At 62.0% G+C, this 16,717-nt stretch carries 17 protein-coding genes; 15 read left to right on the top strand and 2 right to left on the bottom strand.

What is annotated here, in order from left to right:
• Window positions 1-24: 24 nt before the first annotated feature.
• From IQ26_RS10235 to IQ26_RS10180, 12 genes are all read left to right on the top strand, one after another.
• Complete coding sequence (locus IQ26_RS10235; protein ID WP_145716477.1) at window positions 25-390, top strand: PRC-barrel domain-containing protein; 366 nt, start codon at window positions 25-27, stop codon at window positions 388-390.
• Window positions 391-780: 390 nt separating this feature from the next.
• A complete protein-coding gene (gene eno, locus IQ26_RS10230) occupies window positions 781-2,055 on the top strand; it encodes a phosphopyruvate hydratase (RefSeq protein WP_145716475.1) in 1,275 nt (424 codons plus the stop codon).
• 185 nt (window positions 2,056-2,240) lie between these two features.
• Complete coding sequence (locus tag IQ26_RS10225; protein ID WP_145716473.1) at window positions 2,241-2,564, top strand: FtsB family cell division protein; 324 nt, start codon at window positions 2,241-2,243, stop codon at window positions 2,562-2,564.
• Window positions 2,565-2,736: 172 nt separating this feature from the next.
• Window positions 2,737-3,783 carry a pyruvate dehydrogenase (acetyl-transferring) E1 component subunit alpha gene (gene pdhA, locus IQ26_RS10220; protein ID WP_145716470.1) on the top strand — a complete coding sequence of 349 codons (1,047 nt, stop codon included), beginning with the start codon at window positions 2,737-2,739 and terminating at the stop codon, window positions 3,781-3,783.
• 15 nt (window positions 3,784-3,798) lie between these two features.
• A complete protein-coding gene (locus IQ26_RS10215) occupies window positions 3,799-5,205 on the top strand; it encodes a pyruvate dehydrogenase complex E1 component subunit beta (RefSeq protein WP_145716468.1) in 1,407 nt (468 codons plus the stop codon).
• A gap of 4 nt (window positions 5,206-5,209) precedes the next feature.
• The gene (locus IQ26_RS10210; protein ID WP_145716465.1) at window positions 5,210-5,503 is read left to right on the top strand and encodes a DUF5076 domain-containing protein; all 294 of its coding nucleotides are present in this window, start codon (window positions 5,210-5,212) and stop codon (window positions 5,501-5,503) included.
• 9 nt (window positions 5,504-5,512) lie between these two features.
• A complete protein-coding gene (locus IQ26_RS10205; RefSeq protein WP_145716463.1) occupies window positions 5,513-6,883 on the top strand; it encodes a pyruvate dehydrogenase complex dihydrolipoamide acetyltransferase in 1,371 nt (456 codons plus the stop codon).
• A gap of 145 nt (window positions 6,884-7,028) precedes the next feature.
• Window positions 7,029-7,667 (top strand): SGNH/GDSL hydrolase family protein, encoded by a 639-nt coding sequence (locus tag IQ26_RS10200; RefSeq protein ID WP_145716458.1) that lies wholly within the window; start codon window positions 7,029-7,031, stop codon window positions 7,665-7,667.
• A gap of 19 nt (window positions 7,668-7,686) precedes the next feature.
• On the top strand, window positions 7,687-9,132 hold the full coding sequence (gene lpdA / locus IQ26_RS10195; RefSeq protein ID WP_145716455.1) for a dihydrolipoyl dehydrogenase: 1,446 nt from the start codon (window positions 7,687-7,689) through the stop codon (window positions 9,130-9,132).
• Window positions 9,133-9,245: 113 nt separating this feature from the next.
• On the top strand, window positions 9,246-9,503 hold the full coding sequence (locus tag IQ26_RS10190) for a GlsB/YeaQ/YmgE family stress response membrane protein (protein WP_145716453.1): 258 nt from the start codon (window positions 9,246-9,248) through the stop codon (window positions 9,501-9,503).
• 136 nt (window positions 9,504-9,639) lie between these two features.
• Entirely contained in the window at window positions 9,640-10,605 is a 966-nt protein-coding gene (lipA, locus tag IQ26_RS10185; protein WP_145716451.1) for a lipoyl synthase, read from the top strand.
• 12 nt (window positions 10,606-10,617) lie between these two features.
• On the top strand, window positions 10,618-11,076 hold the full coding sequence (locus IQ26_RS10180) for a type II toxin-antitoxin system RatA family toxin (protein ID WP_145716450.1): 459 nt from the start codon (window positions 10,618-10,620) through the stop codon (window positions 11,074-11,076).
• On the opposite strand, the gene IQ26_RS10175 is transcribed toward IQ26_RS10180, so the two are convergent.
• Both IQ26_RS10175 and IQ26_RS10170 read right to left on the bottom strand, forming a co-directional pair.
• Window positions 11,052-11,561 carry a CinA family protein gene (locus IQ26_RS10175; protein WP_145716448.1) on the bottom strand — a complete coding sequence of 170 codons (510 nt, stop codon included), beginning with the start codon at window positions 11,559-11,561 and terminating at the stop codon, window positions 11,052-11,054. The genes IQ26_RS10180 and IQ26_RS10175 overlap by 25 nt on opposite strands.
• Window positions 11,558-12,784 carry a bifunctional 2-C-methyl-D-erythritol 4-phosphate cytidylyltransferase/2-C-methyl-D-erythritol 2,4-cyclodiphosphate synthase gene (locus IQ26_RS10170; RefSeq protein WP_145716446.1) on the bottom strand — a complete coding sequence of 409 codons (1,227 nt, stop codon included), beginning with the start codon at window positions 12,782-12,784 and terminating at the stop codon, window positions 11,558-11,560. The genes IQ26_RS10175 and IQ26_RS10170 overlap by 4 nt, the downstream gene beginning before the upstream one ends.
• 244 nt (window positions 12,785-13,028) lie before the next feature.
• Here IQ26_RS10170 and dusB point away from each other — a divergent pair, with 244 nt between their 5' ends.
• Genes dusB through ntrC form a run of 3 tightly spaced genes read left to right on the top strand, consistent with a single transcriptional unit; the run spans window position 13,029 to window position 16,653 of the window.
• Window positions 13,029-14,057 (top strand): tRNA dihydrouridine synthase DusB, encoded by a 1,029-nt coding sequence (gene dusB / locus IQ26_RS10165; protein ID WP_145716444.1) that lies wholly within the window; start codon window positions 13,029-13,031, stop codon window positions 14,055-14,057.
• Entirely contained in the window at window positions 14,054-15,196 is a 1,143-nt protein-coding gene (locus IQ26_RS10160; RefSeq protein WP_145716442.1) for a two-component system sensor histidine kinase NtrB, read from the top strand. Before dusB ends, IQ26_RS10160 begins: the two co-directional genes overlap by 4 nt.
• Window positions 15,193-16,653: a nitrogen regulation protein NR(I) gene (gene ntrC / locus IQ26_RS10155; protein WP_145716440.1), complete on the top strand. Its 1,461-nt coding sequence runs from the start codon at window positions 15,193-15,195 to the stop codon at window positions 16,651-16,653. Before IQ26_RS10160 ends, ntrC begins: the two co-directional genes overlap by 4 nt.
• Window positions 16,654-16,717 lie beyond the last annotated feature (64 nt).

Here is a 16,717-nt window from a genome sequence, read left to right as displayed (position 1 = left end):
GTCAACGACAAGGAGAAGCACACCATGACGACCCAGACAGGACACACTGAAGCCATCGCTGCCTCGCGTGTCATCGGCACATCCGTCTACAACACGGAAGGCACGCACATCGGCGACATCGAGGATGTCATGCTCGATAAGTTGTCGAACGGCATCATGTTTGCCGTCATCGGCTTTGGCGGATTTCTCGGCATCGGCGAGAAGTACCATGCCATTCCGTGGGCGAGCCTCGACTATGACGAAAACAAGGGCGGCTACGTCGTGCCGTTCACGAAGGAGCAACTGAAGACTGCTCCCGCCTATTCGATCAACGAATTGACGGGCGCCGACGGTGAAGCGGCACGCGACGCTTCATACAACTATTACAAGGTCGAACCCTACTGGCATTGACCTTGATCTGCCGGAATCAAAAAGGCCCCCGGTTGAACCGGGGGCCTTTTTTGCGGGATATCTACTCCGCCTGAAGGGTCGACAACTCTACCGCGCCTTGTTGCGACTGCTGGGTGTCACACGACGTCAGGAATGCCGCCGCGATCAGGAACAAACTCACGATACCGCTCAACTGGGACATGGCGAAACTCCTCCTGTTTCGCCCCGCGCGACTGCAAGCATAAACCAGAAAGCCGCAGGCCGCCATGACTTATGATGACATCAATTTCGTGCTTCGTGAATCGCCAGCGCGGAGGTTGCGGCAATATTTGCAGACGCCCCGATTGCGTTTTGCGGCACTTTGGCTAAGACGTGCGCGACGCTTCGTCAGATCAATCGGGGACATCGCAAATGACCGCCATCATCGACATTGTCGGGCGTGAAATCCTGGACAGCCGCGGAAATCCGACCGTCGAGGTCGACGTCGTGCTCGAAGACGGCTCGATGGGCCGCGCTGCGGTGCCCTCTGGCGCCTCGACCGGTGCCCATGAGGCGGTCGAACTGCGCGACGGCGGCGCCCGCTACCTCGGCAAGGGCGTCCTGCGGGCGGTGGAGGCCGTCAATGGCGAGCTGTTCGAGGCGATCGGCGGCATGGAAGCCGAGAACCAGATCCACATCGACCAGACCATGATCGAGCTCGACGGCACGCCCAACAAGAGCCGGCTCGGCGCCAACGCCATCCTCGGTGTGTCGCTGGCTGTTGCCAAGGCCGCGGCGGAAGCGGCTGGCCTGCCGCTCTACCGCTATGTCGGCGGCACAAAGGCGCATGTGCTTCCGGTGCCGATGATGAACATCATCAACGGTGGCGCCCATGCCGACAACCCGATCGACTTCCAGGAATTCATGATCCTGCCGATCGGTGCGCCGACGCTGTGCGACGGCGTGCGTTGGGGTTCGGAAATCTTCCACACGTTGAGGAAGAAGCTGAAGGATGCTGGCCACAATACCAATGTCGGTGACGAGGGCGGCTTCGCTCCTAACTTGAAAAGCGCGCCCGCTGCGCTCGATTTCATCATGGAATCGATCGAGAAGGCCGGCTTCAAGCCGGGCGAAGAGGTTGCGCTCGGCCTCGACTGCGCCGCGACCGAATTCTTCAAGGACGGCAACTACGTCTATGAAGGCGAGAGGAAGACCCGCGATCCGAAGGCCCAGGCCAAATATCTGGCCAAGCTCGCCGCCGACTATCCGATCATCACGATCGAGGATGGGCTGGCCGAAGACGACTGGGACGGCTGGAAAACGCTGACCGACCTCATCGGCAAGAAGACCCAGCTGGTCGGCGACGATTTGTTCGTCACCAACACGGCGCGGCTGCGCGACGGCATCCGTATGGGCGTCGCAAATTCGATCCTGGTCAAGGTCAACCAGATCGGCTCCCTGACCGAAACGCTTGACGCCGTCGAGACCGCACACAAGGCCGGTTACACCGCCGTCATGTCGCACCGCTCAGGCGAAACCGAAGATTCGACCATCGCCGATCTCGCCGTCGCCACCAATTGCGGGCAGATCAAGACAGGTTCGCTGTCGCGCTCGGATCGCATGGCCAAGTACAACCAGCTCATCCGCATCGAGGAAGAACTCGGCAAGCAGGCGCTCTACGCCGGCAGGTCGATCGTGAAAGGCTGAGCCCACAGAAATATCCGGAAGCGAAAGGGCGGGGGCATCCTCGCCCTTTTTGTTTCAACATTGCCAAATCCAGTCGCGCGTAACCGTCCATTAAGCACAATTGGGCGAGAAAGGAGGCTAGGTCGAAGAGTGTTAGAGCGTTTGCGCGTCCAAGAGGACGCACGGCGCTCTAAGGGATTTGGATCATGTGGACACGCCAGCACAAGCACAGAAATACCGGTCGGCTGATCATTCCCTCGCTCTGCGTAGCATTCCTGGCTTATTTCGGCTTTCACGCCTATCATGGCGAATTCGGCATCTATTCAAAATATCGCTTGGAAGCCGAAACCGTCGATCTGCAAGGTAAGCTCGATGCCGTCAAGGCGCGCCGGATTGACCTAGAGCGGCGCGTTCAGCTCCTGCATCAAGGCACGCTGGAGAAAGACATGCTCGACGAGCAGGCGCGCAAGGCGCTCAACATGTCCCATGCCGACGAAATCACCATCATGTTACCGGCCTCTGCAAGATAACCGAATTTCAGTTAATCGCCAATATTGTCAATGATTTTAATCTCTTAGATGCATGTCAGCCATGCATTTTTCGGCATGGCGAAACGCTTTCCCGCGTGTTAGCCTCCTCCAAATCGGTGGGGAGAACTGATCTCCCTCAGTGTCCGCAAGAGACGCCAACAGGGAGTGATGCATGGCCACCGCCGCCAGAAAAGCGCCTGCCAAATCCAAATCCAGACCCGACGGTAAATCGGCGGGGCTTTCGGCTCCCAAGCCTGTCGACTTCACCAAGGACGAGGAGCTTGACGCCTACCGGCGCATGCTGCTTATCCGCCGCTTCGAGGAAAAGGCCGGCCAGCTTTACGGCATGGGCTTCATTGGCGGCTTCTGTCACCTCTATATCGGTCAGGAAGCGGTTGTCACCGGCATGAAGATGGCGCTGGTCGATGGCGACCAGATGATCACCGCCTACCGCGACCATGGTCATATGCTGGCGATGGAACTGTCGCCGCGCGGCGTCATGGCCGAGTTGACCGGGCGCCGCGGCGGCTTGTCGAGGGGCAAGGGCGGCTCCATGCACATGTTTTCCAAGGAGAAGCATTTTTACGGCGGCCACGGCATTGTCGGCGCGCAGGTTTCGCTCGGCACGGGCCTTGCCTTCGCCAACCGCTACCGTGACAACAACAATGTGACGCTGACCTATTTCGGCGACGGCGCCGCCAATCAGGGGCAGGTCTATGAGAGCTTCAACATGGCCTCGCTGTGGAAGCTGCCTGTGATCTACATCATCGAGAACAACCGCTACGCCATGGGCACCTCGGTTTCACGGTCGTCGGCCGAGACGGATTTTTCGCACCGCGGCGCCTCCTTCAAGATCCCGGGCATTCAGGTCGACGGCATGGATGTCCGCGCGGTCAAGGCCGCCGGCGATCTCGCAACCGAATGGTGCCGCGCCGGCAAGGGGCCGCTGATCCTCGAAATGCAGACCTACCGCTATCGCGGGCACTCGATGTCCGATCCGGCAAAGTACCGCTCCAAGGAGGAAGTGCAGAAGATGCGCTCCGAGCGAGACCCGATCGAGCAGGTCAAGGCGCGGCTGCTCGAGAAGAAGTGGGCGGATGAGGACGAGCTCAAGACCATCGACAAGGAGGTTCGCGACATCGTCGCAGACGCCGCCGAATTTGCCCAGAACGACGCGGAGCCGGATCCGTCCGAGCTCTGGACCGACATCGTACTGTAACGAGAGGGCAAGGACATGCCGATCGAAATTCTCATGCCCGCTCTCTCGCCGACGATGGAAGAGGGCAATGTTTCCAAATGGTTGAAAAACGAGGGTGACAAGGTCGCCGCCGGTGACGTCATCGCCGAGATCGAAACCGACAAGGCGACGATGGAAGTCGAGGCCGTCGACGAAGGCACGCTCGCCAAGATCGTGGTCCCTGCCGGCACCGAAGGTGTCAAGGTCAACGCGGTGATCGCCGTGCTCGCGGTCGATGGCGAGGACATTGACAAGGCAGGCGAGGGCATCGGCGAAGAACCAGTCAAGGCTGAAACGGCGACCACAGAGCCTGCCAAGGCTGAAGCGGCTGCGCCGGCCAAGAGCGAGGCGGCAGCACCTGTTGCCGCCGCCCCGCGGACTGAAATCGCCGCCGATCCGGACATCCCGGCCGGTACGGAAATGGTCTCGACCACGGTGCGCGAAGCGCTGCGCGATGCGATGGCGGAGGAGATGCGCCGCGATGGCGACGTCTTCGTCATGGGCGAGGAGGTCGCTGAATACCAGGGCGCCTACAAGATCACGCAAGGGCTGCTGCAGGAATTCGGGCCGCGTCGTGTCGTCGACACGCCGATCACCGAACACGGTTTTGCCGGCGTCGGCGTCGGGGCGGCGATGGCCGGCCTGAAGCCGATCGTCGAGTTCATGACCTTCAACTTCGCCATGCAGGCGATCGACCAGATCATCAACTCCGCCGCCAAGACGCTCTACATGTCCGGCGGGCAGATGGGCGCGCCGATCGTCTTTCGCGGGCCGAACGGCGCGGCTGCCCGCGTCGCCGCCCAGCATTCGCAGTGCTATGCCGCGTGGTACAGCCACATTCCCGGCCTGAAAGTGGTGATGCCCTACACCGCCACCGACGCCAAGGGACTGCTGAAGGCCGCGATCCGCGACCCGAACCCGGTCATCTTCCTCGAGAACGAAATCCTCTACGGCCAGTCCTTCGACGTGCCGAAGATGGACGATTTCGTGCTGCCGATCGGCAAGGCGCGCATCCACAAGTCAGGCAAGGATGTGACGATTGTCTCCTTCGGCATCGGCATGACCTACGCGGTGAAGGCTGAAGCCGAATTGCGCGGCATGGGCATCGATGCCGAGATCGTCGACCTCAGAACCGTCCGTCCGCTCGATTTCGACACCATCATCGCCTCGGTCAGGAAGACCAATCGGCTGGTCGTGGTCGAGGAAGGCTTTCCGCAGAGCTCGGTCGGCGACCATATCGCCAACCAGGTGTCGCAGCGCGCCTTCGATTTCCTCGACGCGCCGGTCATCACCATTGCCGGCAAGGACGTGCCGATGCCCTATGCGGCTAACCTCGAAAAACTGGCATTGCCCAATGTCGGCGAGGTCGTCGAGGCGGTGAAAGCCGTGACGTACCGGGGTTAACGAGATGTCGCGCGAACTAGAAGTTCCCGCGGTAGTCGTCGAGAATAGCGAATTCGATGAAATACTCCGCGTCTGGATTGGTTCGGACGCGGTCATCACGATGCAAGACCACTTTGGACCAAACGCTCACAACTGGGGCATGGTGCTCGCTGATGTCGGCATGCACATAGCCAGGATGAGACTGGAAAAAGATGACATCCCTGAAATCGAGACGCTTCAGGCATTGGAAGAAGGCTATCGAGGCAGAATGTCGGAGCAGTTCAATATCCAGCACCGTTCGCTAACCGGGCGGAACTGAGGAGGAAAAATGCCGATCAACATCACCATGCCGGCCCTGTCGCCCACGATGGAAGAGGGCAATCTTTCCAAGTGGCTGGTCAAGGAAGGCGACAGGGTTTCGCCGGGCGACGTGATCGCCGAGATCGAGACCGACAAGGCGACGATGGAAGTCGAAGCCGTCGACGAAGGCACGGTCGCCAAGCTGGTCGTTCCGGCCGGCACCGAAGGCGTCAAGGTCAACGCGCTGATCGCCGTGCTCGCGGCCGAAGGCGAGGATGCAGGAGCTGCCGCCAAGAGCGGTGACGGCGCTGCCGCGCCGGCAAAGGCCGAGGCTCCGAAAGCGGATGCTCCCAAAGCTGAGACACCAAAGCCGGAAGCGCCGGAGCAGGAACCTGCCGCCGCACCTGCGCCCAAGGCGGAAGCGGCTCCGGTCGCCAACGGCCATGCAAGCGGGGAGCGCACCTTCGCCTCGCCGCTTGCCCGCCGCATCGCCCGGGAGGCCGGTGTCGATGTCTCGGCGGTGGCGGGCACCGGCCCGCATGGCCGGGTCGTCAAGGCCGATGTGGATGCAGCGATTTCCAGCGGCGGCGCCAAGGCGCCCGCTGCAAGAGCGGCGCCCGCCGGTGCTCCGGCGGCCGCACCAAAGGCGATGTCGGACGAGCAGGTGCTGAAACTGTTTGCCGAAGACTCCTACGAGCTTGTCCCGCACGACAACATGCGCAAGACCATCGCGCGCCGGCTGGTCGAGGCCACGACCACCATTCCGCATTTCTACCTGACGCTCGACTGCGACCTCGACGCGCTTCTGGCGCTGCGCACGCAGATCAATGCGGCTGCACCCATGAAGAAGACCGAAAAGGGCGAGGCGCCCGCCTACAAGCTGTCGGTCAACGACATGGTGATCAAGGCGATGGCGATGGCACTGATGGCGGTACCCGATGCCAATGCGTCGTGGACCGAAAGCGCCATGGTCAAGCACAAGCATGCGGATGTCGGCGTCGCGGTATCGATCCCCGGCGGGCTGATCACGCCGATCATCCGGCGTGCCGACGAAAAGACGCTGTCGGTCATCTCCAACGAGATGAAGGATCTCGCCAGCCGTGCCCGCAGCCGCAAGCTGAAGCCGGAAGAGTATCAGGGCGGCACGACGGCCGTGTCCAATCTCGGCATGTTCGGCATCAAGGACTTTGCCGCCGTCATCAACCCGCCGCATGCGACGATACTGGCGGTCGGCGCCGGCGAGGAGCGCGCGGTGGTCAAGAACGGCGAGATCAAGATCGCCACCATCATGTCGGTGACGCTGTCGACCGATCACCGCGCCGTCGACGGTGCACTCGGCGCCGAACTGCTCGTTGCCTTCAAGCGCATGATCGAAAACCCGATGGGCATGCTGGTCTAGAAAGGAAGAAGGCGGTGCGGAAATTCGTCACCAGCCTTTTTTCCTTCATCCTTCCCGGCATCGTGGCGATTGTCATTCGATGGCTGTTCGTGCGCTGGCAGGTAAGACGTTCGCAGACAGGCTTTGGCGGGGGAGAGGCAAGCGCATGAAGACAATTCTTTGCTACGGCGACTCGCTGACCTGGGGCTACGATGCGGCAAGTCTGGATCGCCACCCGCTCAAGGACCGCTGGCCGAGTGTGCTGCAGGCAACGCTGGGCAATGGCGTGGAAGTTATTGCCGAAGGCCTGAACGGTCGCACCACGGCCTTCGACGACCACCTGGCCGGTGCCGACCGCAACGGCGCGAGAGTGCTGCCGACGGTTCTGATGACGCATGCGCCGATCGACCTGATCATCATCATGCTCGGCGCCAACGACATGAAGCCGTGGATCCACGGCAATCCGGTCGCCGCCAAGCAAGGCATCCAGCGCCTGATCGATATCGTGCGTGGTCACGACTATCCGTTCAATTGGCCGGCGCCGCAGATCCTGATCGTCGCACCGCCCGCTGTCAGCCGCACGGAGAATGCCGAATTCAAGGAAATGTTCGCCGGCGGCGATGACGCCTCGCTGCGATTGGCGGCGCAATATTCCGCCCTTGCCGACGAAGCCGGCTGCGGCTTCTTCGATGCCGGCACGGTGGCTGAGACCACGCCGCTCGACGGTGTCCATCTCGATGCGGAGAACACACGGAAAATCGGTCAGGCATTGGCGCCAATCGTGCGCGTCATGCTGGAACTCTAGGGAATCAGGGAGAAAATCCGTGGCTGAGAATTATGACGTCATCATCATCGGCTCTGGCCCCGGCGGCTACGTCGCGGCAGTGCGTTCGGCCCAGCTCGGCTTCAAGACGGCGATCGTCGAGCGCGAGCATCTCGGCGGCATCTGCCTCAACTGGGGCTGCATCCCGACCAAAGCGCTGCTGCGTTCGGCCGAGATCATGCATTATTCGGATCATCTAAAGGACTACGGGCTGAAAATCGACGGCAAGGTCAGCGTCGACACATCAGCCGTGGTCGACCGCTCGCGAAAGGTCTCGCTGCGGTTGAATGGCGGCGTTGCCTTCCTGATGAAGAAGAACAAGGTCGATGTGATCTGGGGCGAAGCCAAGCTCTCCAAGCCCGGTGAAGTTGTTGTTTCGAAATCCTCCAAGAAGCCGATGGAGCCGCAGCCGCCGGCGCCCAAGGGCGTCAAGGGCGAGGGTACCTACACCGCAAAACACATCATCCTGGCGACTGGCGCCAGGCCGCGGGCGTTGCCCGGCATCGAGCCCGACGGCAAACTGATCTGGACCTATTTCGAGGCGATGGTGCCGAAGGAGATGCCGAAATCGCTGCTGGTGATGGGCTCGGGCGCAATCGGCATCGAGTTCGCCTCATTCTACCGCACCATGGGCGCGGAGGTGACGGTCGTCGAGCTGTTGCCGGCCGTCATGCCGGTCGAGGATGCCGAGGTCTCGAAATTCGCGCAGAAGCAGTTTGAGAAGCAAGGCATGAGGATCATCCTCGAAGCCAAGGTGACCAAGGTCGAGAAGGGCGCGAACTCGGTTACCGCGCATGTCGAGATGAAGGATGGCAAGGTCGAGAAGATCACCGCCGACCGGATGATCTCGGCCGTCGGCGTGCAGGGCAACATCGAGAATCTCGGCCTCGAAGCGCTCGGCGTGAAGACCGATCGCGGCTGCGTCGTCGTCGACGGCTACGGCAAGACCAACGTGCCCGGCATCTATGCCATCGGCGATGTCGCCGGCCCGCCCATGCTTGCCCACAAGGCCGAGCATGAGGGCGTGGTGTGCGTGGAAAAGATCGCCAATTTCCCCGGCGTGCACGCCACCGACAAGCTGAAGATTCCGGGCTGCACCTATTGCAACCCGCAGGTCGCCTCCGTCGGGCTGACCGAAGCGAAAGCAAAAGCCGAGGGCAAGGACATCCGCGTCGGCCGCTTCCAGTTCGCCGCCAACGGCAAGGCCATCGCGCTCGGCGAAGACCAGGGCTTCATCAAGACCATCTTCGACAGGAAGACCGGCCAGCTGCTCGGCGCGCATATGGTCGGCGCCGAGGTGACCGAACTGATCCAGGGCTTTGTCGTCGCGATGAACCTGGAAACCACCGAGGAAGAGCTGATGCACACGATCTTCCCGCATCCGACGCTGTCGGAGATGATGAAGGAAAGCGTGCTCGACGCCTATGGCCGCGCGCTGAACGCATGATAGGCTTTCGCGCGAGACTCACACGCAAGACAAGAATCGCACGCAAGACCTTGGGGAACTCAACGGCAAGGTAACTCGTTTCCGGATGCATTCATCACACGAGGAGAGGGCATATGGACGTGAACGGCGTGGGCTGGATAGCAGCCATCATCGTCGGCGGTCTGGCGGGGTGGCTCGCCGAGATGGTCATGAAGAGCAACACCGGCATCTTGACGAACATCATCCTTGGCATCGTCGGCGCCATCGTGCTGAATGCCATCCTGCAGGCGCTCAACATCGGTGTCTTCGGCGTCGGCTGGGTCGCCTATCTGATCACCGGCTTCATCGGCGCCTGCCTGCTGATCTGGGTAGGACGCCTGGTGCGCCGTTAACCTTGTAGGCATTTGCTATGCGAAAAAGCCTGTGGCGGCATGCGCCGCCTCGGCCTTTTTCTTTGCGCCGAAAAGTCCTAGATGACTTGTGAAAAGCGAACGCCGCAAAGGCGATCGCAGATGAACCGGGTTTCAGATGGTCACCGTTCTCGACACGATCGCCAACGCGCCGCGCCTGCGGCATCCCGAAAAGGCGCACAAGCCTGACCAGGACGTGCTGCGCAAGCCGGACTGGATCCGCGTCAGGGCGCCGGTATCGAAGGGCTACGCAGAGACGCGCGAGATCGTGAAGTCGCACAAGCTCGTGACGGTGTGCGAAGAAGCCGGCTGTCCCAATATCGGCGAGTGCTGGGACAAGAAGCACGCCACCTTCATGATCATGGGCGAGATCTGCACGCGCGCCTGCGCCTTCTGCAACGTGGCTACCGGTATACCGACCGCGCTCGATCCCGATGAGCCGGCGCGCGTCGCGCACGCCGTCAAGCAGATGGGCCTGACCCACGTCGTCATCACCTCCGTCGACCGCGACGATCTCGCCGATGGTGGGGCTCAGCACTTTGCCGACGTCATTCGCGCCATAAGGGCGGCAACGCCTTTGACGACGATCGAAATCCTGACGCCCGACTTCCTGCGCAAGGAAGGCGCGCTGGAGATCGTGGTGGCGGCCAAGCCCGACGTTTTCAACCACAATCTCGAGACGGTGCCGTCGAACTATCTGACGGTCCGGCCGGGTGCCCGCTATTTCCATTCGATCAGGCTCTTGCAGCGGGTCAAGGAACTCGATCCGTCGATCTTCACCAAATCCGGCATCATGGTTGGCCTGGGCGAGGAGCGGAACGAAATCCTGCAGTTGATGGACGATTTGCGCTCGGCCAATGTCGACTTCATGACCATCGGCCAGTATCTGCAGCCGTCGAAGAAGCACCATCCGGTGATCCGCTTCGTAACGCCGGAGGAATTCAAGTCCTTCGAGACGATCGGCAAGACCAAGGGCTTCCTGCTGGTGGCGTCGAGCCCGCTGACGCGTTCGTCGCATCACGCCGGCGACGATTTCGCAAGGCTGCGCGCGGCGCGGGAAGCGTTCCTCAGGAAATCCGCCTAACAATCTGGTTTCATGCCACAATTCGAAGCCCATCGCCGCGTCGCGCATACGCCGGAACAGATGTTCGCTCTGGTCGCCGATGTCGAATCCTATCCGCAATTCCTTCCGCTTTGCGAGGCCCTGACGGTTCGTTCGCGCAAGGAACGTGACGGACGCACCCTGCTCATCGCCGACATGAGCATTGGCTACAAGGCGATCCGAGAGACTTTCACCACGCAGGTGTTTTTGAAGCCTGACGAGAACGCCATCGACGTCAAATATATCGACGGACCGTTTAAATATCTGAGCAATGTTTGGCGCTTCGAGCCGGCCGACGGCGGTTGCAACGTCTGCTTCTTCATCGATTACGAATTCAAGAGCCGCATTCTGGGCGCGGTGATGGGAACGATGTTCGATCGCGCCTTCCGCATGTTCTCCGAGGCGTTCGAGAAGCGCGCCGACGCCATCTACGGGGCGGCGCCGGCGGCCTGATCCGCAGCGAGTGCGCGCAGGCCCAGTTCGAGCGCATGCCTGACCGTCTCCCGGCGGATGAAATCGCGGCCCTTGTCGGCGAACAACTGGCATTCGCTGACCACCGGCCGGCCGGTCAGGGCGACACCGAACCAGACCAGGCCGACGGGTTTTTCCGTCGAGCCGCCGCTCGGGCCGGCAACGCCGGTGACTGCAAGGGTGAGTCCGGCACGCGAACGTTTCAAGGCGCCCTGCGCCATCTCGATCGCCGTTTCCCGCGAGACCGCGCCGTGCGCATCAAGCGCCGCAGCGGAAACGCCGAGCATCTCCATCTTTGCTTCGTTGGAATAGGTGACGAAACCCCGGTCAACCACGGCCGAGGAGCCGGCGATATCGGTCAGGGCGGCGATGATCATGCCGCCGGTGCAGCTCTCGGCCGTCGCCAGCATGATGTCGCGCTGCTGGCAGGCCTGAAGCAGGGCACCTGCGAGAGCGCTGTTGCTCATTCGGGAACATCCCCTGGAAACACGACACTGGCGGTCGCGATGGCCGCTATGCCTTCCTCTCGGCCGACAAAGCCGAGTTTTTCATTCGTTGTCGCCTTGATCGAGATGCGGTCCCGGGAAATTCCCAGCACCGCCGAAAGGGTTTCGGTCATTGCTTCGCGATGCGGGCCGACGCGTGGCGCCTCGCAGATCAGCGTGATGTCGGCATTGGCGATGCGCCCGCCGCGCGCGCGCACCAGCTTGGCCGCATGCTCGACGAAGATCCGCGAGGCCACGCCTTTCCACTGCGGATCCGACGGTGGGAAATGTGTGCCGATGTCGCCGGCGCCGCAGGTGGCGAGCAGCGCGTCGGTCAGGGCGTGCAGGCCGACATCCGCGTCCGAATGGCCGGACAGTTTTTTGTCGTGCGGGATGGAGACGCCGCACAAGGTCACATGATTACCGGGCTCGAAGGCGTGGACGTCATAGCCATTGCCGGTGCGGACGTCTGGAAAACGCGGCCGCTCGCCGGAAAGCCGCTGATCCGCCATCGAAATATCCCTTGCCCAGGTCAGCTTGACATTGTCCGGCGAGCCCGGGACGATCTTCACCGGAATATGCGCCCATTCGGCAATCGCGGCATCGTCGGTGAAGTCCGCCTTGCCCAGATGATGGGCCTTTTCATGGGCGGCCAGGATCGGCCAAAACGGAAAGCCTTGCGGCGTTTGGGCGGCATGAAGCCCGTTTCTGGAAACCGTCTCGCCGATTATGCCGGCCGCCGACTCGCGTTTCAGCGTGTCGGCGACGGGGAGCGCTGGCAGCGCTCCCTGGCGCTCGCTGATGGCGGCGATCGTACGGTCTATCAAGTCCGCGTCGACGAATGGACGAACGGCATCATGGATCAGAACCTGGCCCGGCGCATGGCTTCTTAGCGCAAGCAGCCCGAGCCGAACTGAGTCCTGCCTGGACGCGCCACCGGTCACCGCGACGACCCGATCAGCGTTGCCTCCGGCCGCGCTGCGAAAAAGTGCGCTGTCATCGGCATGGATGGCGACGACGACAGGACCGATTCTCGGATGCGCCAAAAACATGTCCAGTGTGCGCGCGATGACCGCACGGCCACCGATCCTTTGGTATTGCTTCGGCCCGTCGGCCTGCCCGGCGCGCGCGCCGCGTCCGGCGGCGACGATAACCACGGCAACCCTGTCCGCAGCCAAAGCTTGCTTTTCGCTTGCATCTGTCATGCCGAGACGCTTAGCGCATGATCCCGAAAAGTGGAATCGCTTTTCGGAAGAGATCATGCGCAGATGCAAGGTGCCAAAGCGTCCTTTGTGCGTCCCAAAAGGACGCACGGCGCTTTGGGCGTGGCATGGGCCGAACGCCGGCATTTTTCCCAAATGCGCCTTAATGTGACGTCATTGCGCGTTGCACATTGCTGCCAATCTGGCTAGAGAATGTGCAGCAATTAAGAATGCTTGGTTTTTGTGCATGCGCGATGTGACTAAATTGACTTCGACGTTGGACGTGGGTGGCGTGAGAATCCGCAATCGCGTCTTTCTCGCACCCATGTCGGGTATATCAGATGAGCCGTTCCGGCAGCGTGCCTATGCGCATGGCGCCGGATTGGTGGTCTCGGAAATGGTGGCGAGCGGCGAACTTGCCAGGGGCAGAACCGGTTGCGGCCTGCGCATCCGCCATTCCGGGCTGCCTGTTCACATGGTGCAGCTTGCCGGCCGCGAGGCGGCGCATATGGCTGAGGGCGCGCGGATAGTCGCGGGCGAGGGCGCCGACATCATCGACATCAACATGGGCTGCCCGGCCAAGAAGGTGACGGGGGGTTATGCCGGTTCGGCGCTGATGCGCGATCTCGATCACGCTTTGTCGTTGATCGAGGCGGTGGTCGGCGCCGTCGAGGTGCCGGTTACGGTCAAGATGCGACTCGGCTGGGACGAAAGCGCGCTCAACGCGCCGATGCTGGCGCGCCGCGCCGAGCAGGCGGGCGTCAAGATGGTGACAGTGCATGGTCGCACGCGCTGCCAGTTCTACCAGGGCAAGGCCGACTGGCGCGCCATCGCACGCATAAAGCAGGCTGTGTCGATCCCGGTTGTCGCCAATGGCGATGTCGGCTCGCCGGCGGAGGCAGCAATGATCCTCGACCAGTCGGGCGCCGACGCGGTCATGATCGGCCGCGCGCATTATGGCGCGCCGTGGACGGCAGGCAGCATCGCGGCAGCCGCGGCAAAAGAGGCAACGCCCGGCCTGCCCGAAAGCCCGCAAGCACTGGCCGACTACGTCATTGCCCACTACGAGGACATGCTGACGCTCTACGGCACCGAAAGCGGCGTGCGCCAGGCACGCAAGCATCTTGGCTGGTTTCTCGACCGCCACGCCGCTGATGTTATCGGCGAGCAGCGAAAGGCCATCCTCACCTCCTTCGAGCCCGTCCGCGTCATTGCCGCGTTGCGCGAGGTGTTTTCAAGCGCTGCCGAGGCGATGAACCTGCGGAGCGCAGCATGAATGCCACCGTTGCACAGAGCATGGACATGGCGGACGCCGCTCACATCGTACTCAACACGATCCGTCGCCCGGTAATCATGGTCGATGCGGAAGGGTTCATCACCTTCGCCAATGCGGATGCCGAGGATTTCTTCCGCTCGAGCGCGACCATGCTCGCCCGTAACACATTGCCCAAGCTCATTCCCTTCGGCAGCCCGCTGCTGACGCTTGTCGACCAGGTGCGCGAGCGCCGGGCTCCCGTCAACGAATACCGGGTCGATGTGTCGTCGCCACGCCTTGGCATCGAGAAAGTCGTCGATCTCTACGTCGCGCCGGTGCCGGAATTTCCGGGCTCCGTGGTCGTGATGTTCCAGGAACGATCGATGGCCGACAAGATCGACCGGCAGATGACGCATCGCGGCGCGGCGCGTTCGGTGACCGGCCTGGCTGCGATGCTCGCCCACGAGATCAAGAACCCGCTGTCCGGCATTCGGGGCGCTGCCCAGCTGCTTGAACTGTCGGCTTCCGACGAGGATCGCGCGCTGACCCGGCTGATCACCGACGAGACCGACCGTATCGTCTCGCTGGTTGATCGCATGGAGGTGTTTTCCGACGAGCGGCCCATCGACCGTTATCCGGTCAACATCCATGTCGTACTGGACCATGTGAAGGCGATTGCCAAGAACGGTTTTGCCAAGAGAATCAAGATATTGGAGGATTATGATCCATCATTGCCTCCGGTCTTCGCCAACCGCGACCAGCTCATCCAGGTGTTCCTCAACCTGGTCAAGAATGCGGCCGAGGCCATCGGTGGCGATCCGCAAGGCGAGATCAGCCTGACGACCGCGTTCCGGCCCGGCATTCGTGTCTCCGTTCCGGGAACGCAGGGCCGGGTGTCGCTGCCGCTGGAATTCTGCGTGCGCGACAACGGCTCCGGCGTTTCCGAAGATATCCTGCCGATCCTGTTCGATCCCTTCATCACCACCAAGCCGAATGGGTCGGGGCTTGGCCTGGCGCTGGTCGCGAAAATCGTCGGCGAGCATGGCGGCATCATCGAATGCGAATCGACGCCGCGCGGAACCACCTTCCGCATCCTGATGCCAGCCTGGAAAGAAACGCCGTTCGGCACAGACGATGATGGCGAAGGAGACCGCAAATGACGGTTCGCGGTAATATTCTCGTCGCCGATGACGATGCGGCCATCCGCACGGTCCTCAACCAGGCGCTTTCGCGCGTCGGCCATGAGGTGCGCGTGACGTCCAACGCTTCGACGCTGTGGCGCTGGGTGGCGGCGGGCGAGGGCGATCTCGTCATCACCGACGTGGTCATGCCGGACGAGAATGCCTTCGACATGCTGCCGCGCATCAAGAAGGCGCGGCCGGAACTGCCCGTCATCGTCATGAGCGCCCAGAACACGTTCATGACCGCAATTCGCGCTTCCGAAACCGGCGCCTACGAATATCTGCCGAAACCGTTCGACCTGACCGAGCTTCTCAACATCGTCAACCGGGCGCTTTCCGAGCCGCGACGGCCGAAGACCGATGCGCGGGCCGACGAGCCACCGGAAACGATGCCGCTGGTCGGCCGCTCGGCCGCCATGCAGGATATCTACCGCATGCTGGCGCGCATGATGCAGACCGATCTGACGGTGATGATTTCAGGCGAATCGGGCACCGGCAAGGAACTGGTGGCACGGGCGCTGCACGAATACGGCCGTCGTCGTGGCGGCCCCTTTGTCGCGATCAACATGGCGGCGATCCCGCGCGACCTGATCGAATCGGAGCTGTTCGGGCACGAGAAGGGCGCCTTCACCGGCGCGCAGAACCGCTCCACCGGCCGTTTCGAACAGGCCGAGGGCGGCACGCTGTTCCTCGACGAGATCGGCGACATGCCGATGGAAGCGCAGACGCGGCTGCTGCGTGTCCTGCAGCAGGGCGAATACACCACTGTCGGCGGCCGCACGCCGATCAAGACCGACGTGCGCATCGTCGCCGCCACCAACAAGGATCTGCGCACGCTGATCAATCAGGGGCTTTTCCGCGAGGATCTGTTCTATCGCCTGAATGTCGTGCCGCTCAGGCTGCCGGCGCTGCGCGAGCGGTCCGAGGATGTTCCGGATCTCGTCCGGCACTTCTTCAAGCTCGGCGCCAGCGAAGGCCTGCAGACCAAGCGCATTTCCACCGGCGGCATCGAGCTGATGAAGCGCTACCCGTGGCCTGGCAACGTGCGCGAGCTCGAAAATCTTATCCGCAGGCTGGCCGCGCTCTATTCGCAGGATGAGATTTCCGCCGAGGTCATCGAGGCGGAACTGAAGACCGGCGACAGGCCGGTCGTTCCCGGTGGCGGCAACCTTATTCCCGACGATCTGTCCATCGGCCAGGCGGTGGAACATTTCCTGCAACGCTATTTTGCGTCGTTCGCCGGCGAATTGCCGCCCGCCGGGCTCTATCAACGCATTCTCTCCGAGGTCGAATATCCGCTGGTCCTTGCCTCGATGACGGCAACCCGCGGCAACCAGATCAAGGCTGCGGAATTGCTTGGGCTCAACCGCAACACGCTGCGCAAGAAGATCCGCGAACTCGGCGTCAACGTCTACAAATCGTCGAGGCAGGCATAAGCTAAGCCCTTTTCCGGGGATCGATCGCCGAAAGAGTTCCGTCCAGGCCACACTTGTTGCATAA

It is taken from the genome of Mesorhizobium tianshanense, from assembly GCF_007830515.1.
GTDB lineage: Bacteria > Pseudomonadota > Alphaproteobacteria > Rhizobiales > Rhizobiaceae > Mesorhizobium > Mesorhizobium tianshanense.
This window is presented reverse-complemented; position numbering and strand designations above follow the sequence as displayed.